This window comes from Staphylococcus equorum (assembly GCF_029024965.1).
GTDB lineage: Bacteria > Bacillota > Bacilli > Staphylococcales > Staphylococcaceae > Staphylococcus > Staphylococcus equorum.
This window is the reverse complement of the sequence record NZ_CP118982.1, coordinates 2424933-2449639: the sequence shown is the minus strand read 5'-3', so window position 1 is coordinate 2449639 and position 24707 is coordinate 2424933. Positions and strand designations below refer to the sequence as shown.

23 protein-coding genes and 1 pseudogene are annotated in these 24707 nt (G+C 34.6%); all 24 read left to right on the top strand.

Going from position 1 to position 24707, the window contains the following annotated elements; translation table 11 throughout:
- The 24 genes and pseudogenes from rsmA (at position 1) to folK (ending at position 24514) form a co-directional block, all read left to right on the top strand.
- Complete coding sequence (gene rsmA, locus PYW44_RS11970; RefSeq protein ID WP_021339907.1) at positions 1–891, top strand: 16S rRNA (adenine(1518)-N(6)/adenine(1519)-N(6))-dimethyltransferase RsmA; 891 nt, start codon at positions 1–3, stop codon at positions 889–891.
- A gap of 99 nt (positions 892–990) precedes the next feature.
- Positions 991–1254: a biofilm formation stimulator Veg gene (gene veg, locus PYW44_RS11965; RefSeq protein WP_002508737.1), complete on the top strand. Its 264-nt coding sequence runs from the start codon at positions 991–993 to the stop codon at positions 1252–1254.
- Positions 1255–1599: 345 nt separating this feature from the next.
- Positions 1600–2448: a 4-(cytidine 5'-diphospho)-2-C-methyl-D-erythritol kinase gene (gene ispE / locus PYW44_RS11960; RefSeq protein WP_002512532.1), complete on the top strand. Its 849-nt coding sequence runs from the start codon at positions 1600–1602 to the stop codon at positions 2446–2448.
- An 18-nt stretch (positions 2449–2466) separates the two neighbouring features.
- On the top strand, positions 2467–3291 hold the full coding sequence (gene purR / locus PYW44_RS11955; protein WP_002508739.1) for a pur operon repressor: 825 nt from the start codon (positions 2467–2469) through the stop codon (positions 3289–3291).
- An 18-nt stretch (positions 3292–3309) separates the two neighbouring features.
- Positions 3310–3684, top strand: coding sequence for a RidA family protein (locus PYW44_RS11950; protein WP_002508740.1), 375 nt, complete (start codon positions 3310–3312; stop codon positions 3682–3684).
- 65 nt (positions 3685–3749) lie between these two features.
- Entirely contained in the window at positions 3750–4058 is a 309-nt protein-coding gene (gene spoVG, locus PYW44_RS11945) for a septation regulator SpoVG (protein ID WP_002508741.1), read from the top strand.
- 481 nt (positions 4059–4539) lie between these two features.
- A complete protein-coding gene (gene glmU, locus PYW44_RS11940) occupies positions 4540–5895 on the top strand; it encodes a bifunctional UDP-N-acetylglucosamine diphosphorylase/glucosamine-1-phosphate N-acetyltransferase GlmU (protein WP_021339906.1) in 1356 nt (451 codons plus the stop codon).
- A 153-nt stretch (positions 5896–6048) separates the two neighbouring features.
- Positions 6049–7014, top strand: coding sequence for a ribose-phosphate diphosphokinase (locus PYW44_RS11935; protein ID WP_002508743.1), 966 nt, complete (start codon positions 6049–6051; stop codon positions 7012–7014).
- A 128-nt stretch (positions 7015–7142) separates the two neighbouring features.
- The gene (locus tag PYW44_RS11930) at positions 7143–7790 is read left to right on the top strand and encodes a 50S ribosomal protein L25/general stress protein Ctc (protein ID WP_002508744.1); all 648 of its coding nucleotides are present in this window, start codon (positions 7143–7145) and stop codon (positions 7788–7790) included.
- 207 nt (positions 7791–7997) lie between these two features.
- Positions 7998–8570, top strand: coding sequence for an aminoacyl-tRNA hydrolase (gene pth, locus PYW44_RS11925; RefSeq protein WP_002508745.1), 573 nt, complete (start codon positions 7998–8000; stop codon positions 8568–8570).
- Positions 8567–12079 (top strand): transcription-repair coupling factor, encoded by a 3513-nt coding sequence (gene mfd, locus PYW44_RS11920; RefSeq protein ID WP_002512530.1) that lies wholly within the window; start codon positions 8567–8569, stop codon positions 12077–12079. The genes pth and mfd overlap by 4 nt, the downstream gene beginning before the upstream one ends.
- Positions 12069–13616 carry a polysaccharide biosynthesis protein gene (locus tag PYW44_RS11915; protein ID WP_069802560.1) on the top strand — a complete coding sequence of 516 codons (1548 nt, stop codon included), beginning with the start codon at positions 12069–12071 and terminating at the stop codon, positions 13614–13616. The genes mfd and PYW44_RS11915 overlap by 11 nt, the downstream gene beginning before the upstream one ends.
- A complete protein-coding gene (locus PYW44_RS11910) occupies positions 13616–14809 on the top strand; it encodes a MazG nucleotide pyrophosphohydrolase domain-containing protein (protein WP_002512528.1) in 1194 nt (397 codons plus the stop codon). The genes PYW44_RS11915 and PYW44_RS11910 overlap by 1 nt, the downstream gene beginning before the upstream one ends.
- Positions 14806–15069: an RNA-binding S4 domain-containing protein gene (locus tag PYW44_RS11905; protein WP_002508749.1), complete on the top strand. Its 264-nt coding sequence runs from the start codon at positions 14806–14808 to the stop codon at positions 15067–15069. Before PYW44_RS11910 ends, PYW44_RS11905 begins: the two co-directional genes overlap by 4 nt.
- Positions 15070–15087: 18 nt before the next feature.
- Positions 15088–15486, top strand: a complete 399-nt coding sequence (locus PYW44_RS11900) for a septum formation initiator family protein (RefSeq protein ID WP_002508750.1) — start codon at positions 15088–15090, stop codon at positions 15484–15486.
- A 99-nt stretch (positions 15487–15585) separates the two neighbouring features.
- Entirely contained in the window at positions 15586–15984 is a 399-nt protein-coding gene (locus tag PYW44_RS11895) for a S1 domain-containing RNA-binding protein (RefSeq protein ID WP_002508751.1), read from the top strand.
- A 211-nt stretch (positions 15985–16195) separates the two neighbouring features.
- Positions 16196–17485 carry a tRNA lysidine(34) synthetase TilS gene (gene tilS, locus PYW44_RS11890; RefSeq protein WP_115076067.1) on the top strand — a complete coding sequence of 430 codons (1290 nt, stop codon included), beginning with the start codon at positions 16196–16198 and terminating at the stop codon, positions 17483–17485.
- Between the two features lie 4 nt (positions 17486–17489).
- A pseudogene (gene hpt, locus PYW44_RS11885) lies at positions 17490–18029 on the top strand (hypoxanthine phosphoribosyltransferase).
- Between the two features lie 296 nt (positions 18030–18325).
- Positions 18326–20413: an ATP-dependent zinc metalloprotease FtsH gene (ftsH, locus tag PYW44_RS11880; protein ID WP_002508754.1), complete on the top strand. Its 2088-nt coding sequence runs from the start codon at positions 18326–18328 to the stop codon at positions 20411–20413.
- 218 nt (positions 20414–20631) lie between these two features.
- Positions 20632–21513 (top strand): Hsp33 family molecular chaperone HslO, encoded by an 882-nt coding sequence (gene hslO / locus PYW44_RS11875; protein ID WP_002512524.1) that lies wholly within the window; start codon positions 20632–20634, stop codon positions 21511–21513.
- Between the two features lie 155 nt (positions 21514–21668).
- Complete coding sequence (cysK, locus tag PYW44_RS11870; RefSeq protein WP_002512523.1) at positions 21669–22601, top strand: cysteine synthase A; 933 nt, start codon at positions 21669–21671, stop codon at positions 22599–22601.
- A 218-nt stretch (positions 22602–22819) separates the two neighbouring features.
- Positions 22820–23689 (top strand): dihydropteroate synthase, encoded by an 870-nt coding sequence (gene folP / locus PYW44_RS11865; RefSeq protein ID WP_115076066.1) that lies wholly within the window; start codon positions 22820–22822, stop codon positions 23687–23689.
- Positions 23667–24032 carry a dihydroneopterin aldolase gene (folB, locus tag PYW44_RS11860; protein ID WP_021339905.1) on the top strand — a complete coding sequence of 122 codons (366 nt, stop codon included), beginning with the start codon at positions 23667–23669 and terminating at the stop codon, positions 24030–24032. The genes folP and folB overlap by 23 nt, the downstream gene beginning before the upstream one ends.
- Positions 24032–24514 (top strand): 2-amino-4-hydroxy-6-hydroxymethyldihydropteridine diphosphokinase, encoded by a 483-nt coding sequence (folK, locus tag PYW44_RS11855; protein ID WP_002508759.1) that lies wholly within the window; start codon positions 24032–24034, stop codon positions 24512–24514. The genes folB and folK overlap by 1 nt, the downstream gene beginning before the upstream one ends.
- Positions 24515–24707 lie beyond the last annotated feature (193 nt).

The window sequence follows — 24707 nt, the reverse complement described above, 5'->3', positions numbered from 1 at the left end:
GTGGATATTAAAGATGTTGCAACACCATCGCGTACAAAAGCATTGCTCAATCAATATGGTTTTAATTTCAAAAAAAGTTTAGGACAAAACTTCTTGATTGACGTTAACATTATACAAAAAATTATCGATGCCAGCGACATAGGTGAAAATACAGGTATTATAGAAATAGGGCCTGGTATGGGTTCGCTCACGGAACAATTAGCTAAAAACGCAAAGAAAGTTGTTGCATTTGAAATTGATCAACGTTTGATACCAGTGTTGAAAGATACAATGGGACCTTATGATAACGTGGAAATTATAAATGAAGATATATTAAAAGCTGATATTGCACATTATGTTACAGAGCATTTAGCAGATTGTGACAATATCATGGTGGTCGCTAACTTACCATATTATATTACAACACCGATATTATTGAATCTAATGCAACAAACTTTACCTATCGATGGCTACGTAGTTATGATGCAGAAAGAAGTCGGTGAAAGATTGAATGCACAAGTAGGTACAAAAGCTTATGGATCACTTTCAATAGTTACCCAATATTATACTGAAACCAGTAAAGTGTTAACAGTGCCGAAGACTGTCTTCTTGCCACCGCCAAATGTAGATTCAATTGTTGTAAAATTGATGAAGCGTCAGACACCGGAAGTAGATATAGATAACGAAGATAAATTTTTCAAAATGACAAAAGCTGCATTTAGCCAAAGACGAAAAACAATTAGCAATAACTATCAAAGTTTGTTTGTAGATGGTAAAGCGAACAAAGAAATTATTAAAAAATGGTTAGAAACAAGTGGTATAGATCCAAGAAGACGTGGAGAAACGCTTTCAATAAAAGAATTTGCAAAATTATACAATGAATTGAAAAATTTCACAGAATTAGCATTTTAAATTATTGACAAGCTTGAGTTACATTGCTAAAATTGATGTTTTGTTTGACAAAAGCGCGCTATTTGTGTTATTATACAACTTGTAGCGAGGTGGAGCAATATGCCAAAATCTATTGGAGACATCAAAAATTCACTTGATTGTCAATTAGGAAACCGAATCGTACTTAAAGCGAATGGTGGTCGTAAGAAAACAATTGAGCGTAGTGGTGTGTTAAAAGAAACGTACCCTTCTGTTTTCATTGTTGAGCTAGATCAAGAAATTTACAACTTTGAGCGTGTATCTTATACATACGCTGACGTTTTAACTGAAAACGTACAAGTTTCTTTTGAAGATGATAATCAGCAAGAAGCAATTGCACACTAAATAAAAGTGATTTAAATAAAGTTTGTCTCTTAGGAGCCATACTTTTTAATTTAAACTTTAATATTAAGATCATTAAATGAAAAAGGTATGTTGGTGTAACTTCGCCAACATACCTTTTTCTGTGTCACAATTTAGGATGCAGGGAATGGATATAATTTTAATAGAGACGTACTATATTGTAGAATAGTAAATTAAGAAATGATTTATTGTCCAATATAGTTAAATGTATATTTATAAAAATATTTATCAAAATATCGAAAATAAGTTTTTGAAAACAGCCAATGCAACTATAACAATATGTTAAAATCATTTTATTACCATATCGAATTGGAAGAGGGTGGGAATATGATCTATGAAACGGCTCCGGCTAAGATTAATTTAACGCTGGATACACTCTTTAAACGAGATGATGGTTTTCATGAAGTTGAAATGATTATGACGACGATTGATTTAAATGATCGCTTGTCATTTGAACTACGCAATGACAAAAAAATTGTTGTTGATGTAGAGCAAACTTATGTTCCCTCCGATAATAAAAACTTAGCGTATAAAGCTGCAGAATTGATGAAAAGAACTTATAATCTAAAGCAAGGTATTACAATCACTATAGATAAGAACATACCGGTGTCAGCAGGGCTTGCAGGAGGCTCTACTGACGCTGCAGCTACGATGAGAGGGATGAATCGCCTGTATGAGCTAAATAGACCGTTAAACGAGTTGTGTGAGCTTGGTATTAAGATAGGTACAGATATCCCTTTTTGTATTTTTGGTAAAACAGCATTATGCAGAGGTAAAGGTGAACATATTACGTTTCTGAATAAACCTCCATCAGCATGGGTTGTGGTGGCAAAACCAAATTTAGGTATATCTTCTCCGAGTATCTTCAAAAAATTAGACTTAAATCAGTCACATCATGTGGATACAACAGCTTGTAAATCAGCTTTAATTTCAGGAGATTATGAATTACTTTGCAAAAGTCTTTCAAACCGATTGGAACCTGTTTCGGGTAAAATGCATAGTGAGATTTTAAAAATAAAAGAAAATATGTTAGAGAATGGTGCGGATGGTGCTGTTATGAGTGGAAGCGGCCCATCTGTTTATGGACTAACACAAAAAGAACGCCAGGCAAGACATGTTTACAATGCAGTCAATGGCTGTTGTAATGAAGTGTATATAGTAAGATTATTAGGCTAGTGAGAAGGGATGAGTTAAATGCGCTATAAAAGAAGCGAACGAATTGTTTATATGACACAATACTTGATGAATAACCCTAATAAATTGATACCATTAACTTATTTCGTACAAAAATTTAAACAAGCGAAATCATCTATAAGTGAAGATGTTCAAATTATTAAAACCACATTCCAAAAAGAAAAATTAGGGACAGTGATTACCACAGCTGGGGCAAGTGGCGGTGTGACGTATAAACCAGAAATGAGTAAAGAAGAAGCGAGTGAAGTCATCGATGACGTTATCGCACAACTCCAAGAGAAGAATCGTTTGCTACCAGGAGGGTATTTATTCTTATCTGATTTAATGGGGGATCCGACGTTACTTAACCGTGTCGGAAAACTGATTGCTACACTTTATATGGACGAAGAATTAGATGCAATCGTTACGATTGCTACGAAAGGTATCTCTCTTGCTAATTCAGTAGCGAACGTATTGAATTTACCGGTAGTTGTCATTCGAAAAGATAACAAAGTGACTGAAGGTTCTACGGTATCTATCAATTATGTGTCAGGATCTTCCCGAAAAATTGAAACAATGGTGTTATCTAAGAGAACATTACCAGAGAATTCTAATGTCCTTGTAGTAGATGATTTTATGCGCGCAGGCGGATCCATCAATGGTGTGATGAATTTAATGAACGAGTTTAAAGCACATGTGAAAGGGGTATCGGTACTAGTAGAATCAAAAGAAGTTAAACAAAGATTAATTGAAGATTATACTTCCTTAGTTAGATTATCTGATGTAGATGAATACAATCAGGAATTTAAAGTGGAGAAAGGCAACAGTTTAACTAAATTTTCTTAAAGGAGCGATTACGACATCATGAAAACGATTAATACAACCAAAGCACCGGAAGCGTTAGGGCCATACTCACATGCAACAGAAATAAATGGTCTAGTATTCACATCTGGACAAATCCCATTAAATTTAAATGGAGAGATTGTTAGCGATGATGTAAAAGAACAGACGACACAAGTCTTAGAAAATTTAAAAGTTGTACTAGACCAAGCTGGATCGGATATAGATTCGGTTATAAAAGCTACTATTTTTATTGCTGATATGAATGAATTTCAAAATATAAATGAAGTTTATGGCAAATATTTTAATCATCATCAACCGGCTAGAAGTTGTGTTGAGGTAGCGAGACTACCTAAAGATGTTAAAGTAGAAATAGAAGTAATTGCACAAGTGAAGTAAGGATTTATAATTTTTAATAAAATTGTTAAGCTTCTAACAAAGAGATACTATGGGGGGCTCACTACATGAAAGTGACAGATGTAAGACTTAGAAAAATACAAACAGACGGTAGAATGAAAGCGCTTGTTTCAATCACTTTAGATGAATCATTTGTGGTACATGATTTACGCGTTATTGAAGGCAACACAGGTCTATTCGTCGCAATGCCAAGTAAACGTACACCAGATGGTGAATTCCGAGATATCGCGCATCCGATCAATTCAGAGATGAGACAAGAAATACAGGATGCTGTGATGAAAGTATATGAAGAAACTGATGAGGTCATCCCTGATAAAAATGCTCAATCATCAGAAGATACTAATGAGGAAGCTTAATTTAATTATTTGAGATTATTATAGTGAATTTAATATCGTTTTAAAGAAGATTGAATTTCTAAAATTGGGGAATTCAATCTTCTTTATTTATGTAAGCGTGACTAAAATATAAAATATTAAAATTATTTATAAAATGTAAAGGTGACAAAAATTATAATTTTGAAATTTATAATAAATAACTCAAACTTACATCGTTTTACTTAACTATATTATTATGAATGAAACAATTACATAAAGAAGTGATAGCGTATGTTTCGTTCATAATAATATGTTGAAAATTATCGATAATAAGAAAAACTACTTCAGGAAATGAAGCGGTTTACAAAACCTAAATAGATGACAAATACTATGCACTTTATTTTTAACAATCGTAATAAAAAACGCTTTAATAAAAAACATTGGCACTTTGAGCCTTGAAAGTGTGACTAGCGTTAAATTATAATAATAAAGAAGTGTATATTTTAATGGAGGGTTAACATACATGCAAAGACATGCAATAGTACTCGCAGCTGGTAAGGGTACACGTATGAAATCAAAGAAATACAAAGTACTACATGATGTCGCTGGCAAATCAATGATTGAACATGTCGTGGATAACGTTAAACAATCTGGCGTAGAACAGCTTGTAACAATCGTAGGTCATGGCGCAGAAAGCGTGAAAGAAAAGTTAGGCGATGCATCTCTTTATAGTTTTCAAGAAGAACAATTAGGTACTGCTCATGCCGTTAAAATGGCTAGTGAACATTTAAATGATAAACAAGGTACAACGTTAGTAGTTTGTGGAGACACACCATTAATTACGACAGAAACACTTAAATCTTTAATTGAACATCACGAAAATAACCAATCACTAGCTACCGTATTAACAGCTACAGCAACGAACCCATATGGTTATGGCAGAATTATACGTGATGCAGACAATCAATTAGTTAAAATAGTCGAACAAAAAGATGCAACAGATGCAGAACAACAAATTAATGAAATTAGTTCAGGTATTTTCGCATTTGATAATCAAATGCTATTTGAAAAGTTAGAGTTAGTGAACAACAATAATGTGCAAGGCGAATACTACTTGCCTGATGTACTTTCATTAATTTTAGAAGATAAAGGCACAGTCGGCATTTACCATACGAATGATTTTGAAGAAATTATGGGTGTAAATGATCGAGTGATGTTAAGCGAAGCAGAAAAAGCATATAGAAAACGTATCAACCAATTTCATATGAAAAATGGTGTGACAATTGTAGATCCATCCAATACTTATATCGGTGCAGATGTAACTATTGGAGAAGACACAATTATAGAACCTGGAGTTAAACTTTCAGGACATAGTGAAATTGGAGAAGATACAGTTGTAGGACAATATACAGAAATCACGAATAGTAAAATAGGTGATAATGTTACAATTAAACATTCAGTGATCAATGAAGCAATGGTTGATGATTATGCGATAATTGGACCATTTGCGCAACTTCGTCCAGGTACAGACTTAGGCAAAAAAGTGAAAGTCGGCAACTTTGTTGAAGTTAAGAAATCAGTCGTAAAAGCAGGAGCTAAATTACCTCACTTGAGTTATATTGGTGACGCAGAAATAGGTGAACGTGTGAATCTTGGCTGTGGTTCAATCACAGTAAACTATGATGGTATTAACAAATTCAAGACGATTATTGGTAATGATTCGTTTATAGGGTGCAATACGAATTTGGTAGCACCTATTACGTTAGGCGAGCGTTCTCTAATTGCTGCTGGCTCTACAATTACTGATAGTGTACCAGAAGACAGTTTAGCATTAGCGAGAGCTAGACAAACAACCAAAGAAGGTTATTTAAAAAAATAAAAGGTATATGTTTAGACATGCATGCTTGAACTGTTAAACTTAATGTAATTGAGTAAGTTGTTAGCCACAAAATGCTTTATATTGATAAACAATGTAAGTTTGCGCTTGTCTTTAAATGAAAACTAATTGAATGAATTAATTGGAGGACTATAAATGTTAAACAATGAGTATAAGAATTCTGCTTTGAAAATATTTTCTTTAAAAGGTAACGAACCTTTAGCCCAAGAAGTAGCAGATCATGTTGGAATTGAACTAGGAAAATGTTCCGTAAAACGTTTCAGCGATGGAGAAATTCAAATCAATATAGAGGAAAGTATTCGTGGTTGTGATGTATTTATTATTCAACCAACGTCGAATCCTGTAAATTTACACTTAATGGAATTATTAATTATGGTTGATGCTTGTAGACGTGCATCAGCAGCTAATATTAATATAGTTGTTCCATATTATGGTTATGCGCGTCAAGACAGAAAAGCACGTAGTCGTGAACCAATCACAGCTAAACTTGTAGCAAACTTAATTGAAACTGCAGGCGCAGATCGTATGATAGCGTTAGATTTACACGCACCTCAAATCCAAGGTTTCTTCGATATGCCAATTGACCACTTAATGGGTGTGCCAATCTTAGCAGAATACTTCAAGAATGAGTCAGGTATTGATCTTGAAGAGTGTGTTGTAGTCTCTCCAGACCACGGTGGCGTAACAAGGGCGCGTAAACTTGCAGATATACTTAAATCACCAATTGCTATTATTGATAAACGTCGTCCAAAACCCAATGTTGCAGAAGTGATGAACATTGTTGGTGAAATAGAAGGACGTACGGCTATTATTATTGATGATATCATTGATACAGCAGGAACAATCACATTGGCAGCACAAGCACTAAAAGATAAAGGTGCTAAAGATGTATATGCTTGTTGTACACATCCTGTATTATCAGGTCCAGCTAAAGAGCGTATCGAAAATTCAGCAATCAAAGAACTAATCGTAACAAATTCAATTCAATTAGATGAAACACGTAAACCAAGCAATACGAAAGAGTTATCTGTAGCTGGTTTATTAGCACAAGCAATTATCCGTGTTTATGAACGCGAATCTGTTAGTGTGCTATTTGACTAAAATATTAGATAAATGTATAATGGTTTCGTTCGTGAATTCACGAGCAAAATAAACGCTTGCAAGCAACATTATGTTGATGGGCAAGTGAGGGGCTCATATTAGAGCAAAACGAAAGGTGGAAAATGAATATGACTGCATTAAAGTCAATTATTCGTCAAGGTAAACAAACACGTTCAGACCTTAAAACACTAAGAAATACTGGTAAAGTACCTGCAATCGTTTACGGTTATGGTACAAAAAATACTTCTGTTAAAGTAGACGAAGTAGAATTTATTAAAGTTATCCGTGAAGTTGGACGTAACGGTGTTATCGAATTAGGCGTAGGTTCTAAAACAATTAAAGTAATGGTTTCAGACTACCAATTCGACCCACTTAAAAACCAAATCACTCACATTGACTTCTTAGCAATCAATATGACTGAAGAACGTACTGTTGAAGTACCTGTTCACTTAATTGGTGAAGCAGCAGGTGCTAAAGAAGGTGGCGTGGTTGAACAACCATTATTCGACCTTGAAGTTACAGCTACTCCAGACAATATTCCTGAAGCAATCGAAGTTGAAATCAGTGAATTGGCAATCGGTGATACTATTTCAGTTGAAGATATTAAAGTGTCAGGCGACTTTACTATTGAAAACGAAGCTACTGATTCAGTAGTTACAGTAGTAGCTCCGACTGAAGAACCAACTGAAGAAGAAATCGAAGCAATGGAAGGCGAAGCACAAACTGAAGAGCCAGAAGTTGTAGGCGAAGATAAAGAAGACGAAGAAGAAAAATAATATACTTCACGCTTCATTGTCAACATAAGTTGATGATACCAACATTGTAATATCTTATAAAAAGCACCGTGCTTAATACGTTAAGCAGGTGCTTTTTTATGTTATTATAGTGAATGATATGAAAAAATAATTTTTAATTGTTTATTAATTCAAATACATGAAAATGATATATATAGTTAAGTGACAACAACAATTGGAGGTAACATAATGAAATGTATTGTAGGCCTAGGCAATATAGGTAAACGTTTTGAACAAACAAAACATAATATTGGTTTTGAAGTTATAGACTACATGTTAGATCAAAATCAATTCTCATTAGATAAACAAAAATTTAAAGGTGCCTATACGATTGAACGCATCGGTGGAGAAAAAGTCATGTTTATTGAACCACTAACAATGATGAATTTGTCAGGCGAAGCGGTAGGCCCGTTAATGAAATATTATGACATAGATATAGATGATTTAGTCGTTTTATATGATGATTTAGATTTACCACAAGGGGAGATTCGTCTAAGACAAAAAGGCAGCGCTGGTGGCCATAATGGTATCAAATCAATGATTCAAGTACTAGGTACAGACCAATTCAAACGTATTAGAATCGGTGTAGATAGACCGTCAAATGGTATGTCAATTGTCGATTATGTGTTACAAAAATTTTCAAAACAGGAAATGCAAATAATGAATAAAGTAATAGAACATTCTGCACGTGCAGTTGAGGCTTATATAGAAAGTTCTCGCTTTGATCGTGTGATGAATGAATACAATGGTGAAGTCAAGTGAAATCAATAATTACACAATATATAAATGAAGACAAAAGATACCAAGAATTAAACGACGTATTTGGTAAAGAAAATGTACTAGTAACTGGCTTATCTGGAGCAGCTAAATCAACAATTATAGCCGAAAAATATTTGCACAGTACTAAACAATTATTAGTTGTTACAAATAATTTATATCAAGCAGATAAATTGGAAAGTGATTTGCTGCAATTTGTAGATGCAGACGAAGTCTACAAATATCCAATGCAAGATATCATGACAGAAGAATTCTCAACACAAAGCCCTCAATTTATGAGCGAGCGTGTACGTACACTAACGGCACTTGCTCAAGAAAAGAGAGGGTTATTTATCGTACCATTAAACGGTTTGAAAAAATGGCTCACTCCAGTTGAAATGTGGAAATCTCATCAGTTAACACTATCTGTTGGTGACGATATTGAAATTGATGAATTTTTAAATAAATTAGTAAATATGGGCTACCGTAGGGAAAGTGTAGTGTCACATATAGGTGAATTTTCATTACGCGGGGGCATTGTTGATATTTACCCGTTAATTGGGAAGCCAGTAAGAATTGAACTATTCGATACTGAAGTGGATTCGATTCGTGATTTTGATGTGGAGACACAAAGATCAAAAGAGAACATCGAAGAAGTCAATATTACGACAGCAAGTGATTATATTATCACCGACGATGTGCTTAAACATACAAAATTAAAATTAAAAGAGGCTTATGAAAATACACGCCCCAAAATTGAAAAATCAGCACGTAATGATTTAAAAGAAACTTACGAAAGTTTCGAACTTTTTGAATCAACGATGTTTGATCATCAAGTATTGCGTCGACTTGTGTCGTTTATGTATGAACAACCAGCGACTATTATGGATTATTTTAAAGATGACGCTATTGTTGCAGTTGATGAACATAATAGAATTAAAGAAACTGAGCAAACACTTATTACTGAAGTTGATGAATTTATGCAAAACCTGATAGAAAGTGGTAAAGGATTTATTGATCAAAACTTCTTACAATATGATGGGTTTGAAGCGTTATTGAAACATTATCCAGTGACGTATTTCACATTATTCACGGCGACAATGCCTGTTCAACTCAATGAAATTATCAAGTTTTCATGTAAGCCAGTACAGCAATTTTATGGTCAATACGATATTATGCGTTCAGAATTTCAGCGCTTCATCCAAAATGATTATACTGTCGTTGTTCTTGCTGAAACTGAAGTGAGAAAAGAACGTATTCAATCTATGCTTAATGAAATGCATATCCCAACATTTATCGATACGCCAAGTCAACGAAACGATGGGGGCAATGCGATCATTACAGAGGGTAGTTTGTCAGAAGGATTTGAGCTACCTTATATGCAACTTGTTGTCGTGACGGAACGCGAACTATTCAAATCTAAACAAAAGAAAAAACCAAAACAACAAAAAACACTAACAAACGCTGAAAAAATTAAATCATACCAAGATTTAAAAGTAGGAGATTATGTCGTACATGTGCACCACGGTGTCGGTAGATATTTAGGTGTTGAAACACTTGAAGTCGGTGGCGTACATAAAGATTATATTAAACTTCAATATAAAGGGACAGACCAATTATTTGTACCAGTTGATCAGATGGATCAAGTTCAAAAATATGTAGCATCAGAGGATAAGACACCTAGGTTAAATAAACTTGGTGGTACAGAATGGAAAAAAACAAAAGCTAAAGTACAACAAAGCGTTGAAGATATGGCTGATGAATTAATTGATCTATATAAAGAACGTGAAATGTCTGTAGGTTATAAATATGGCCCAGATACGGCAGAACAAAACGAATTTGAAATAGATTTCCCTTACGAACTTACGCCTGACCAAGGTAAATCAATCGAAGAAATTAAACAGGATATGGAAATTGAACGTCCAATGGATCGATTGCTATGTGGTGATGTAGGTTATGGTAAGACAGAAGTTGCAGTACGTGCAGCGTTTAAAGCTGTTATGGAAGGAAAGCAGGTTGCCTTCTTAGTTCCAACGACAATTTTAGCTCAACAACATTATGAAACATTAATTGAGCGTATGCAGGACTTTCCAATCGAAGTTCAACTCATTAGTCGCTTTAGAAGTACAAAAGAAGTTAAAGAAACAAAAGAAAAATTAAAATCAGGCTTCGTTGATATCGTCGTAGGTACTCATAAACTATTAAGTAAAGATATTCATTATAAAGATTTAGGCTTATTAATTGTGGATGAAGAACAACGATTTGGTGTGCGTCATAAAGAAAGAATCAAATCATTGAAAACAAATGTGGACGTTTTAACACTGACGGCAACGCCTATCCCACGTACATTACACATGAGTATGTTGGGCGTTCGTGATTTATCAGTGATTGAAACACCACCAGAAAATCGTTTTCCAGTACAAACTTACGTATTAGAACAGAATACGAATTTTATTAAAGAAGCACTAGAAAGAGAATTATCTAGAGAAGGACAAGTCTTTTATTTATATAATAAAGTGCAATCTATTTATGAAAAACGAGAGCAATTACAAATGTTAATGCCAGAAGCGAATATTGGTATTGCACATGGACAGATGAAAGAAGGAGACTTAGAAGAAACAATGCTAAGTTTTATTAATCATGAATACGACATTCTCGTAACGACTACAATCATTGAAACGGGAGTTGATGTTCCAAACGCCAACACACTTATTATCGAAGATGCGGATCGTTTCGGACTCAGCCAGTTATACCAATTGAGAGGTCGTGTTGGACGTTCAAGCCGTATTGGCTATGCTTATTTCTTACACCCTACGAATAAAGTATTGTCAGAAACAGCTGAAGACCGTTTGCAAGCAATTAAGGAATTTACTGAGTTAGGCTCAGGCTTTAAAATTGCTATGCGTGATTTAAATATTCGAGGCGCAGGTAATCTCTTGGGTAAACAACAACACGGATTTATTGATTCTGTTGGATTCGACCTTTATTCACAAATGTTAGAAGAAGCAGTGAATGAAAAACGTGGTGTTAAAGATGAGAAACAAGATGCACCTGAAATTGAAATTGAACTCAATATTGATGCTTATTTACCTGCTGAATATATTCCAAATGAACAGTCTAAAATAGAAATCTATAAAAAATTACGTAAGATTGAAACTGAAGCACAACTCATGGATGTTAAAGATGAATTAATTGATCGTTTCAATGATTACCCAATAGAAGTGGAAAGACTGTTGGATATGATGGAGATAAAAGTTCATGCTTTAAACGCTGGAGTGGCACTTATTAAAGATGTAGGCAAAAAGGTAGAAGTTTATCTGTCTGAAAAGGGAACGACAGATATTAATGGAGAAACGTTATTTAAACAAACGCAACCATTAGGCCGTGCAATGAAAGTTGGCGTTCAAGATGGTAAAATGAAAGTGACTTTAAATAAAGTAAGTAACTGGTTAGATAGTTTGAAATTCTTAGCGAAATGTCTAGAAGAAAGTATGGTTATATCAGATGAAATCTAAGGACGATAAGAATACGGCCTTCAACGGCGTAGTTGTTCTTACAATTGCACTTGTTATTGTTAAAATACTAAGCGCAATTTATCGTGTCCCGTATCAAAATATACTTGGAGACGAAGGATTATATGCTTATCAACAAATATATCCGATTGTTGCTTTAGGTGTTATTTTAACAATGAATGCAATTCCTAGTGCTGTCACTCAAACGTTTGGCACACATGGGGAATCAAGACATTACACTAAAGTATTGCTTAGGTTACAACTCATTAGTACTGCATTTTTCTTGGTTGTTTTTATAGGTGCTAAGTGGGTGGCACTCCTAATGGGTGACACTAACCTCACACCAATGTTAAGAGCAGCAAGTTTTAGTTTCTTGTTTGTTGGTATATTAGGAGTGTATAGAGGCTACTACCAAGCGCATCAACATATGACTGTTCCAGCGATATCACAAGTCATAGAGCAAGTGATACGTGTTGTAATCATCATCATTGCTATTGTATTATTTATGACACAACAACGGTCTGTTTACACTGCTGGTACAGTAGCTATTATCGGTTCAGCAGTAGGTTTTTTAGCATCTAGTATATTCCTAATGCAAGGCAAGCCTTTTAAGCTCAAGCAAGCGAAGAAACCAAATGACAAGACAATAGTAGAGTGGAAAAAGTTATCAATGGCTATTATCATCTTTGCTGTAAGCCAGCTTATTGTCATCGTTTGGCAAGTGATAGATAGCTTTACGGTTATACATGCACTTCAGAATGCAGGCTTAAATTTTCAAGAAGCAACCACACAAAAAGGTATCTTTGATCGTGGTGCTTCATTTATACAAATGGGTTTAATTGTGACAACGACATTTTGTTTTGTGCTTATACCGATGCTTACCGATGCGATTAAAGCACGCAACAACATTCTGATTAATAGATATGCGAATGCCTCTATCAAGATTACAGTGATGTTTAGTGTGGCAGCTGGTATTGGATTAATTAATTTACTGCCAGTCATGAATAGTGTGTTTTTTAAAAACGATAGTCTGACTGGTACATTATCTCTCTATATGCTTACAGTTATATGCGTCTCGCTCATAATGATGGACATTGCTTTATTACAAGTGAAAAACCAAGTGCGTCCTGTGCTATTTGCATTTATCACTGGTGTGGTCAGTAAAGTAATTCTCAATGTGATGTTAATACCACAATTATTAATGCTAGGTGGCAGTATCAGTACGGTTATTTCACTCATTATATTTACGCTCGTTCTACATTATCACGTACTAAAACACTATAAATTCCAGATGATGAAAAAATTCGTGATTAAATTGGGTGCTACGATGGTGATGCTATCAGTGGCTGTTCAACTAGGAATGTGGCTCGTACCTACACAAAGTAGAATCACAGGTTTGATTGAATTAGTCGTCGCAGCAATTATTGGCGTATTAGTAATTATTTTCGCTATTGTACGTATGCATTTATTGAGTTATAGAGAATTAAAACATTTACCATTGGGCGATAAACTTTATCATATGAAAAGAGGGAAACATTAATGTCAGGTAAAATAACAATTGTTGGCTTAGGTAACTACGGTATTGATGATTTACCTTTAGGTATCTACAAATTTCTTAAAAAACAAACAATGGTTTACACGCGTACATTGGATCATCCTGTAATTAAAGAATTAACTGCAGAAAATATACAATTCAAAAGTTTTGATAGTGAATACGAGGCACAAGCATCATTCGAGGGCGTCTATGAACGTATCGTGTCGCAACTCATTGAAGCGGCCCATAGTGATGATGTCATTTATACAGTGCCTGGACATCCACGTGTAGCTGAAACGACAACTGTGAAATTAGAAGCTCATGCGCAAGAACATAATGATCTTCAGGTTGAAGTTTTGGGAGGCAAAAGCTTTATCGATGATATATTTGAAGCGGTGAAGATAGATCCTAACGACGGGTTCACATTACTCGATGCGACAGCTATAACAAAAGAGCAGTTAAATATTCGTACCCATACGCTCATTACTCAAGTCTATAGTCCTATGACTGCAGGCGATTTAAAAGTGACATTGATGGAACGTTACCATGATGAGCAAACAGTGTTTATCGTCGATGGCGCACAAAATAATGCTGCAAATGTAATAGAAACACCGCTTTATGAATTAGACCATCATGCATCTATTTTCAGTAATTTGACAAGTGTATTCATTCCGAAAGTAGAAAAAGAAGAATCATATTATAGTGATTTTTATTTTGCTGCGAGCATAATAGACCAGCTTGTTGATGACGAAACAGGCTGTCCTTGGGATAAAGTTCAAACACATCACACATTAAAACGTTATCTATTAGAAGAAACATTTGAATTGTTTGAAGCAATAGATAACGAAGACGATTGGCATATTATTGAAGAGTTGGGGGACATACTTTTACAAGTACTATTGCATACAAGTATTGGCAAAAAAGATGGATTCCTTGATATAAATGAAGTGGTTCAAAGTCTTTCAGAAAAAATGATACGTAGACATCCCCACATTTTTGGTGACGCCGAAGCGGAAAACGAAGAAGATTTAAAACAGATATGGTCAGAAGCAAAAGCAAAAGAAGGTAAAACGAAACGTGTTAAATTTGAAAAAGTATTTGCAGAGCATTTCTTGAAGTTGTATGATAAAACAAAAAATATGTCATTAGACGCAGATGCTTTAAGAAAAATTTTAGAGCAAGGAGGAAACAAATCATGAGATTAGATAAATATCTCAAAGTATCACGGTTAGTAAAACGTCGTACTTTAGCTAAAGAAATTAGTGATCAAGGACGTATTACTGTGAATGGTTCAGTAGCAAAAGCAGGCACTGACGTAAAAGTAACAGATGAACTTGTAATCCGATTTGGACAAAAAGTGATTACAATTGAAGTTACTGGTTTAAGTGAACATGCGACTAAGGAAAATGCGAAAGGTATGTATGAATTAGTCAAAGAAGAAAAGGTTAGTGGAGACTAGAAAAGGAGGTGACAAGCAATGAGTAAAAAAGTTGAGAACATAGGGAATACGTTCACTTCTGCTGAAAATAAAAAGAAACAACAGCAAAAAATGAGAAGAAGAGTCGTACGAAAACGTATTACTTTATTTGGTGGCATATTACTTATCCTCATTATTATTTTAACTGTAATGCTTGTCACTCAAAAACAAAGTAATATAGACGACGCAGCTGAGCGTCAAGAAAAAGAACAACAATATCAAAAGCAACAAGATGAAGAACTCGCATTAAAAGAACAATTAAACAATCTTAATGATAAAAGTTATATAGAGAAAGTTGCGCGAGATGATTATTATTTGAGTAATGATGGAGAAGTGATTTTCAAGTTGCCTGGTGAGAAATCTGAAGAGAAATCTAAATCATCAAAAGAGGATAAATAGTGAAATTTATCATTTAAGTAACAATACCATTGTTAATTTATGCAAACAGGCATATAATAGGGTTAAAATCGAAACAAATCGGGAGGATTTATTTACAATATGTCAATCGAAGTAGGAAACAAGCTTAAAGGTAAAGTCACTGGTATTAAAAAGTTTGGCGCTTTCGTCGAACTTCCTGAAGGAAAGAGTGGCTTAGTTCACATAAGTGAAGTTGCAGATAATTACGTGGAAAACGTAGAAGATCATTTATCTGTTGGAGATGTAGTTGAAGTTAAAGTGCTTTCAATTGCTGATGATGGTAAAATTAGTTTATCAATTAAAAAAGCAAAAGATCGTCCACGTAGACCTCAAAGTAAACCCAATTATAAAAAACCTCAACCAAAAGGTGAGGACTTTGAAAAGAAATTAACAGATTTCTTGAAAGATAGTGAAGATAAATTAACATCCATTAAACGTCAAACAGAATCTAGACGTGGTGGAAAAGGCGCGAAACGTTAATAAATATATATCATAAGACTGTTGAAATAGGAATTAATTTAACGACTTGAAAACAAAGTACAATAATTTTTCCAAAATTAAGTTTGATCGTAACAATCTAAGACTGTTTTCTTACTTTAGGAAACAGTCTCTTTTTTTTGTTGTATATAAGTCATAATATTACGAGCATTTGCATCGTTAAGGTAACATTATGGTCAAGGAGGTAGATAAGTTGAGAGTAAATACTGAAGGCTGGAATAAAAGTAATCACATTGTATTGGCAGTTTCTACAGGTGTGGATAGCATGGTGCTATTGCATCAATTGATTACGCATTTAGCTGATTCATATACTAAGTTGACTTGTCTACATGTAAATCACAATATTCGTCCTGCTGCAGCAGCAGAAGAACAATTTATTAAAGGGTATTGTGACAAGCATCAGATTGCATTGCATGTACAACATCTAGACTTGTCTGCTGTGATTGAAAAAGGTAATAGTATTGAAAGTGCAGCGAGAGCTGAACGTTATCATTGGTTTGATGATATGATGACCGAGTTAAAGGCAGATGTATTACTTACGGCACACCATCAAGATGACCAAATTGAAACGATATTTTATCGACTCATGACTGGACGCTCTACGAGAAGTAGCTTGGGTATGACATATCTTTCTTCAAGAGGTCACTATAATTTATGTAAACCCTTTTTAGAAGCCACGAAATCAGAAATACGTAATTATCAAACAAAACATAACGTTCCATATTATGAAGATGAATCAAATACAGAAAATCATTACGTCAGAAATGATATTCGTAATCGTATATTACCTGACATTGAAAGTAATAAACACTTATCTACAGAACAATTGCTAAAATTAAAAGACTGGCATGATGAACAATTAGAAGTTGTGCGAAACGAAGCTACAACATTTATCTCGGCATTCGTTGATTTTTGTAATGATGACAATGAAGTTACTTTTTCGAGAAAACAATTTTTAAATTTACGACATAGTGTCAAAATGGCAGTCTTGGATAAACTTTTTGCTGAATTACCATTAGATAAGTCGATTACTGAGAAAACTTACGATGAATGGTTTCAGCAACTTACTGAAAATGTAACACAATGCACATTATATGCGACACATGAATGGATAATTCACATCGCTTATGATAAATTTATAATAATGGCAAATTGTAAAGAAAAACTAGCTCCGACTAAGATTGATCAACCAGGTGTATACAACTATGGTCGCTATAGCATTGATATTACTAACGAATTTCCTACATTCGAGTATCCTATAGTTATCCGTACAAGAAAAGACGGCGACAAATTTGAACTGAATGGTATGAAAGGGCATAAAAAGATAAGTAGACTGCTTATTGATGAAAAGGTTATGCAAACTGAACGTAACCAAATGCCAGTTATAGTTAATGCATATAATGAGATTATTGCTGTTGGCACATTATATTTAAAAAATAGATACAATCAATCAATTTTTATACGAAATATGGGAGAGGAATGAAAACATGCGAGATGATTTAAAAGACATTTTATTGTCAGAGGAAGATATACATCAAATTTGTGAAGAGCTAGGTAAGAAAATAACAGAGGAATACAAAGGGAAGCCACTTGTTTGTATTGGGATATTAAAAGGGTCTGTTATGTTCATGGCAGATTTAATTAAATACATTGATACGCATTTAGCTATCGACTTTATGGATGTTTCTAGTTATCACGGAGGCACCGAGTAAACAGGAGAAGTAAAAATCTTGAAAGACTTAAGTGGATCTATTGAAAATAAAGATGTTTTAATTATTGAAGACATTCTAGAAACTGGTACTACATTAAAATCAATTACTGAATTACTTGAATCACGTCGTGTTAATTCACTTGAAATTGTTACGCTACTTGATAAACCAAACCGTCGTAAAGCAAACATTGAAGCAAAATACGTAGGTAAAAAGATACCTGACGAATTTGTAGTAGGCTATGGTTTAGATTACGCTGAACATTATAGAAATTTACCTTATATTGGTACATTGAAACCAGAAATCTATTCAAAATAAGCAGTACAATTTATTCGCGGAAAAAGTTGTTATATACTGTAAGTTACAGTCGAATTAAGTTGGTGAATGTGAAAAGTAGGGTTACACTTAAATCATTTGAAATTTAATACATAAACTTGAGGGTACGTGACAATATATAATATTCATTTAACTTTAAGCATAATAGAAAAATAAAACTAAAGGGTAAAACAATAAGAATTGTAAACATAACGCAAAAGTTGAAATAGTAGCCGAAAACTCGAGTGTTGTGTTACAATTTTTGTTAGTTTTATAATTGAAGTAGGAGGAAACGACGCATGCAGAAAGCCTTTCGTAACGTGCTAGTTATCGCAATCATTGGCGTTATTATTTTTGGCTTGTTTTCGTGGCTTAACGGAAATGGGAATATGCCAAAGCAGCTTACATATAATCAATTTGTTAAGCAGTTAGATAAAGGTGAGTTAAAATCACTGGAAATACAACCTGAACAAAACGTATATATGGTAAGTGGTAAAACAGATAAAGATGAAGAGTATTCTTCAACTATTTTATATAACAACGATAAAGAGCTAGAAAAAATAACTGATAAAGCACAAAGTCAAGATGGATTGAAATTTACAGTTAAAGAAGAAGAAAAGCAAAGTGTATTTGTAAGTATATTAACAACATTAATTCCTGTATTAATTATCGCACTTTTATTTATATTCTTCCTTAGCCAAGCCCAAGGTGGCGGCGGTGGCGGTGGTAATCGTATGATGAACTTTGGTAAATCCAAAGCGAAAACGTACGATAATCAACAAAAACGTGTACGCTTCACTGATGTAGCTGGTGCAGATGAAGAGAAACAAGAATTAATTGAAATAGTCGATTTCTTAAAAGACAATAAACAATTCAAACAAATGGGTTCTAGAATTCCTAAAGGTGTTCTTTTAGTTGGCCCTCCTGGTACAGGTAAAACATTATTAGCTCGTGCAGTTGCTGGTGAAGCCGGCACGCCGTTCTTCTCAATCAGTGGTTCAGACTTCGTTGAGATGTTTGTGGGTGTTGGTGCAAGTCGTGTACGTGACTTGTTCGAAAATGCTAAGAAAAACGCGCCTTGTATCATCTTTATTGATGAAATCGATGCAGTTGGTCGTCAACGTGGTGCCGGTGTAGGTGGTGGCCATGATGAGCGTGAGCAAACATTGAACCAATTACTAGTTGAAATGGATGGATTTGGTGATAATGAAGGTATCATTATGATAGCTGCTACAAACCGTCCAGACATTTTAGACCCAGCGTTATTACGTCCAGGTCGTTTCGACAGACAAATTCAAGTAGGTCGTCCGGATGTGAAAGGCCGTGAAGCAATTCTTCATGTTCATGCGAAAGACAAACCATTTGATGAAACAGTTGACTTAAAAGCAGTTTCAGAAAGAACACCTGGTTTCTCTGGTGCAGATTTAGAAAACTTATTAAACGAAGCATCATTAGTTGCTGTACGTGAAGGTAAGAAAAAAATCGATATGCGTGATATTGAAGAAGCGACAGACCGTGTTATCGCTGGTCCAGCTAAGAAATCTCGCGTAATCTCAGAAAAAGAACGTAATATTGTAGCGCACCATGAAGCTGGTCATACAATTATTGGTATGGTACTTGATGAAGCTGAAGTTGTTCACAAAGTTACAATCGTACCTCGTGGACAAGCCGGCGGTTATGCAATGATGTTACCTAAACAAGATCGCTTCTTAATGACAGAAAAAGAATTATTAGATAAAATCTGTGGTCTACTTGGTGGACGTGTATCTGAGGATATTACCTTTAATGAAGTATCTACAGGTGCATCTAATGACTTTGAACGTGCGACACAAATTGCACGTCAAATGGTTACTGAATATGGTATGAGTGAAAAAATCGGAACGGTTCAATTCACAAATAGCAACGGTGGCCAAGTCTTCTTAGGAAAAGAAATGCAAGGCGACACTGAGTTTTCAGGACAAATTGCATACGAAATTGATAAAGAAGTGCAACGTATTATTAAAGAACAATACGAGCGTTGTAAGGCTATCTTGTTAGAGCATAAATCACAGTTAGATTTAATAGCTGAATCATTATTAACTGAAGAAACATTAGTTGCCGAACAAATCCAATCATTATTTAACGATGGTGTCTTACCAGAAGTAGATTATGATAGTGCCAAAGTTGTGGAACATAAAGATGATGACTTTGAAGAAGGAAAATACGGTAAATCTTACGAGGACGTTCGTAGAGAACAACTAGATTCAGATGATGAAACACAGGATAACGATAAAGAAAATGAACAACAAGACAACAATGACACTGAAGAAACAGGTCATGAACAAGCACCTAATATCGATAAACCTAGCAATCCGAACGATCCGAATGATCCAAGCAATAGAAATTAATAACTGAACTTAAAGCTTCTTTCTGCTATCATATTGATAGTAGAAGGAAGCTTTTTTAATAGCAAAATATAACAGAATAATTTATAAACAGATGTTTCGCAATTTTTACCTCGAACGATTACAATAAATTGCATTGATAAAAAGTGTAAAAACAATCTTAGAGTAAAGATAGAAAAACATTTTCAAAACTAGATGATATTAAAGGAGAAATAAACAAAATGACGAACGATTATATAGTTAAAGCATTAGCTTTTGGAGGACAAATTCGCGCTTATAGTGCGTTAACAACTGAAAGTGTTCAAGAAGCACAAACAAGACATTATACGTGGCCAACTGCTTCAGCAGCACTTGGACGTACGATGACAGCAACAGTGATGATGGGTGCAATGCTCAAAGGCGATCAAAAATTAACAGTTACAGTTGATGGAAAAGGCCCAATTGGTAAAATAATTGCTGACGCTGATGCTAAAGGGAATATAAGAGGCTATGTTACGAATCCTCAGACACATTTCCCTTTAAATGATGCTGGTAAATTAGATGTTAGCCGTGCAGTTGGTTCAGAAGGTGCATTGACAGTTGTAAAAGATATTGGAATGAAAGATTTCTTTTCTGGTTCTAGTGAACTCGTTTCTGGTGAATTAGGAGATGACTTCACTTATTACTTTGCTAAAAGTGAACAAGTACCATCATCAGTAGGTTTAGGCGTATTAGTAAACCCTGACAATTCAATTAAAGCTGCAGGTGGCTTTATAATACAAGTTATGCCAGGTGCAGACGATGAAACAGTTGATAAACTCGAAGCTGCAATCAATCAAATGACACCAGTTTCGAAACTGATTGACCAAGGTTTAACGCCTGAAGAAATTCTTTTCGAAATACTAGGGGAAGAAAACGTACAACTATTAGAAAATCTTCCTACACAATTCGATTGTAATTGTGGGCATGAAAAATTCTTAACTGCTATTAAAGGTTTAGGCGAAGCTGAAATTCAAGATATGATTGATAAAGACCATGGTGCAGAAGTTGAATGCCATTTCTGTAGAAATAAATATAATTTTTCAGAAGATGAGTTACATGGATTAATAGAAAAAAGTAACTAAAAGGTTTACACTAGGTATTGAACTAGGCTATTGAATAAAAAAGTTGGTATATTAAATCTTCATAGTTGTATTTGCTGAAAAATCTGATAAAATATAAAGTATATCCGAGAGAAAAAGTAGGTTTTAAACTTTTTAATGAAAAGGAGCAATACTAAATGACAAATAAACCAGTAGATAATATCGTAAAAGCAATTGGCAATACACCTGTTGTTAAGTTAAACAACGTTGTGGGGGAAGATGCTGCAGACGTATATGTGAAACTTGAATATCAAAATCCAGGTGGCTCTGTGAAAGACCGTATTGCATTAGCAATGATTGAAGAAGCTGAACAAGCAGGTAAAATTAAACCAGGTGATACAATTGTTGAACCGACAAGTGGTAACACAGGAATTGGCTTAGCTTTTGTTTGTGCAGCTAAAGGTTATAAAGCAGTATTTACGATGCCTGAAACAATGAGTCAAGAACGTCGTAACTTGTTAAAAGCATACGGCGCAGAATTAGTATTAACACCTGGATCAGAAGCAATGAAAGGTGCGATCAAAAAAGCTAAAGAATTAAAAGAAGAATTCGGTTATTATGAGCCGCAACAATTCGAAAACCCAGCAAACCCTCGTGTACACGAATTAACAACTGGACCAGAATTAGTTGAACAATTTGAAGGCAAAACGATTGATTCATTCTTAGCTGGTGTAGGTACTGGTGGAACACTTAGTGGCGCGGGTAAAGTATTAAAAGAAAAATACCCAGACATTAATCTTGTAGCGATTGAACCAGAAGACTCAGCTATCTTAAGTGGCGGCGAACCAGGTCCACATAAATTACAAGGTTTAGGTGCAGGATTTGTACCAGATACTTTAGATACAAACATATACGATGAAATTATCAAAGTAGGTAATGAAGTTGCTATGGATATGTCACGTAGAGTTGCTAAAGAAGAAGGCATCTTAGGTGGTATTTCTTCAGGTGCTGCGATTGTTGCAGCGATTGAAAAAGCAAAATCATTAGGTAAAGGTAAAACAGTTGTTACTGTATTACCAAGTAATGGTGAGCGTTATCTTTCTACACCGTTATATTCATTTGATGACTAAATGATATATATTTAACAATTACCGGCCACATATTCATGTGAGTCGGTTTTTTTTGTGTATACATAAAGAAACATAAGTAAGCAAAATAAAAACAATACACTAGCATATGTGATTTCAAGTTTTGATTACTGAAAAAATTGAAAATTAACGTTATTATAGAATAGTAAATATAATACATAAGAGAAATCATTTATAAAGTGAAAGGAAGAAGAATAATTATGACGCATACAAAAATTATGGGCATATTAAATGTAACTCCTGACTCTTTTTCTGATGGTGGTAAATATAATACAGTTGAAAAAGCGATTAAGAGAGCAAAAGAAATGATGGATGAAGGTGTAGATATTATAGATGTTGGTGGGATATCTACCCGTAAGAGAGCAAAAGAAATGATGGATGAAGGTGTAGATATTATAGATGTTGGTGGGATATCTACCCGTCCAGGTTTTGAAGAGATAAGCGTTGAGGAAGAGTTGGAGCGCGTTGTCCCTGTTGTAAGTGCGTTGGCTGAATTAGATGTACAACTATCTATAGATACCTATCGAAGTGAAGTGGCAGAAGCTGCAATGAAATTAGGTGCCACGATGATTAATGATCAATGGGCAGGACACTATGATGAACGTATTTTCAATGTAGTAGCGAAATACAATGGTGAGATCGTACTCATGCACAATGGAGATGGTCAAAGAACAGAACCGGTAGTGGATGAGATGTTGCTGTATTTATTAAAACAAGCAAATAAAGCGGAAATGGCAGGTATACCTCAACATAAAGTATGGATTGATCCAGGAATTGGCTTTGCCAAAACACGTGAAGAAGAAAAAGAAGTTATGTCACGTTTAGATGAATTGGTAGCTACAGGTTATCCAGTGCTATTAGCAACAAGTAGAAAAAGTTTCATAAAAGAAATGATAGGTACAGAAACAACGCCTACCGAACGTGATGAAAGTACGGCAGCTACTACTGCGTATGGTATAATGAAAGGCGTAAAAGCGGTAAGAGTTCATAATGTCGCATTAAATGTTCGATTAGGACAAAGCATGGACTATTTAAAGGAGAATGACGATGAGCGACACAATATTTCTTAATGGTATGAGATTCTATAGTTATCATGGTGCGCTGCCAGCTGAAAATGAAATTGGACAAATATTTATTGTCGATGTCACAATGAAAGTTGATTTGAGTATGGCTGGGCAATCTGATGAGGTTACAGATACAGTCCATTATGGTGAAGTTTTTGAAGAAGTAAAAGCAATCATGGAAGGCAAGCCTGTAAATTTATTAGAGCATCTAGCTGAACGTATTGCAAAACGTATAAATTCACACTATAATCGTGTAATGGAAACGAAAGTTAGAATCACTAAAGAAAATCCACCTATACCTGGCCATTATGATGGTGTAGGCGTTGAAATAGTGAGGGAGAATCTCTAATGGAATATGCTTATTTAGGATTAGGAAGTAATGTTGGAGAAAGAGCGTCACAACTTGATGAAGCAATCCGTATATTAGATAATACAGATGGCATTCAAGTAACGCAAAAATCCCCGATATATGAAACAGAGCCAGTAGGTTATGTCGACCAACCACAATTTTTAAATCAATGTATTGAAATTTATACATCCTTAACTCCACAAGATTTATTAAAAGAGTGTCTCCATACTGAACAGCAGTTACACCGAGTAAGAGATATACGTTGGGGCCCTAGAACTTTAGATGTTGATATTTTATTGTTTGGTAATCATATTATTGATGAAGAAAATCTGAACGTTCCGCATCCACGTATGCTAGAGCGTGCATTTGTACTTATACCGTTAAATGATATAGCATCAGATTGTGTAGAACCTCATTCCAATAAAAAAATTGGAAGTATAGTAACGGCAGACGATTCAGTCAAAGAGTATAAAGGTTTATAGTTATAAAATATGTGGAAAACGGGAGTCGTATAGATATATAATAGAGTAATTCTTGCTCCTATGGCTAATGTAGATAACGTTACATTTAAACGTACTGTTAAAAATGGGTGTGGGTTTAATGTGTGCTGTATCTATATGGTAAGACTAGAAAAGCTTTGAAATAAACAGAACAACAAATGATAGATAACTATCA

Excerpts from the sequence above, each read along its gene's own strand:
- glmU (WP_021339906.1), top strand. The coding sequence starts at position 4,540 with ATGCAAAGACATGCAATAGTACTCGCAGCTGGTAAGGGTACACGTATG.
- PYW44_RS11915 (WP_069802560.1), top strand. The coding sequence starts at position 12,069 with ATGAAATCTAAGGACGATAAGAATACGGCCTTCAACGGCGTAGTTGTT.
- PYW44_RS11950 (WP_002508740.1), top strand. The coding sequence starts at position 3,310 with ATGAAAACGATTAATACAACCAAAGCACCGGAAGCGTTAGGGCCATAC.
- PYW44_RS11910 (WP_002512528.1), top strand. The coding sequence starts at position 13,616 with ATGTCAGGTAAAATAACAATTGTTGGCTTAGGTAACTACGGTATTGAT.
- folB (WP_021339905.1), top strand. The coding sequence starts at position 23,667 with ATGAGCGACACAATATTTCTTAATGGTATGAGATTCTATAGTTATCAT.
- folK (WP_002508759.1), top strand. The coding sequence starts at position 24,032 with ATGGAATATGCTTATTTAGGATTAGGAAGTAATGTTGGAGAAAGAGCG.
- veg (WP_002508737.1), top strand. The coding sequence starts at position 991 with ATGCCAAAATCTATTGGAGACATCAAAAATTCACTTGATTGTCAATTA.
- pth (WP_002508745.1), top strand. The coding sequence starts at position 7,998 with ATGAAATGTATTGTAGGCCTAGGCAATATAGGTAAACGTTTTGAACAA.
- PYW44_RS11905 (WP_002508749.1), top strand. The coding sequence starts at position 14,806 with ATGAGATTAGATAAATATCTCAAAGTATCACGGTTAGTAAAACGTCGT.
- hslO (WP_002512524.1), top strand. The coding sequence starts at position 20,632 with ATGACGAACGATTATATAGTTAAAGCATTAGCTTTTGGAGGACAAATT.
- ftsH (WP_002508754.1), top strand. The coding sequence starts at position 18,326 with ATGCAGAAAGCCTTTCGTAACGTGCTAGTTATCGCAATCATTGGCGTT.
- purR (WP_002508739.1), top strand. The coding sequence starts at position 2,467 with ATGCGCTATAAAAGAAGCGAACGAATTGTTTATATGACACAATACTTG.
- cysK (WP_002512523.1), top strand. The coding sequence starts at position 21,669 with ATGACAAATAAACCAGTAGATAATATCGTAAAAGCAATTGGCAATACA.
- ispE (WP_002512532.1), top strand. The coding sequence starts at position 1,600 with ATGATCTATGAAACGGCTCCGGCTAAGATTAATTTAACGCTGGATACA.
- PYW44_RS11935 (WP_002508743.1), top strand. The coding sequence starts at position 6,049 with ATGTTAAACAATGAGTATAAGAATTCTGCTTTGAAAATATTTTCTTTA.
- PYW44_RS11930 (WP_002508744.1), top strand. The coding sequence starts at position 7,143 with ATGACTGCATTAAAGTCAATTATTCGTCAAGGTAAACAAACACGTTCA.
- spoVG (WP_002508741.1), top strand. The coding sequence starts at position 3,750 with ATGAAAGTGACAGATGTAAGACTTAGAAAAATACAAACAGACGGTAGA.
- PYW44_RS11895 (WP_002508751.1), top strand. The coding sequence starts at position 15,586 with ATGTCAATCGAAGTAGGAAACAAGCTTAAAGGTAAAGTCACTGGTATT.
- folP (WP_115076066.1), top strand. The coding sequence starts at position 22,820 with ATGACGCATACAAAAATTATGGGCATATTAAATGTAACTCCTGACTCT.
- PYW44_RS11900 (WP_002508750.1), top strand. The coding sequence starts at position 15,088 with ATGAGTAAAAAAGTTGAGAACATAGGGAATACGTTCACTTCTGCTGAA.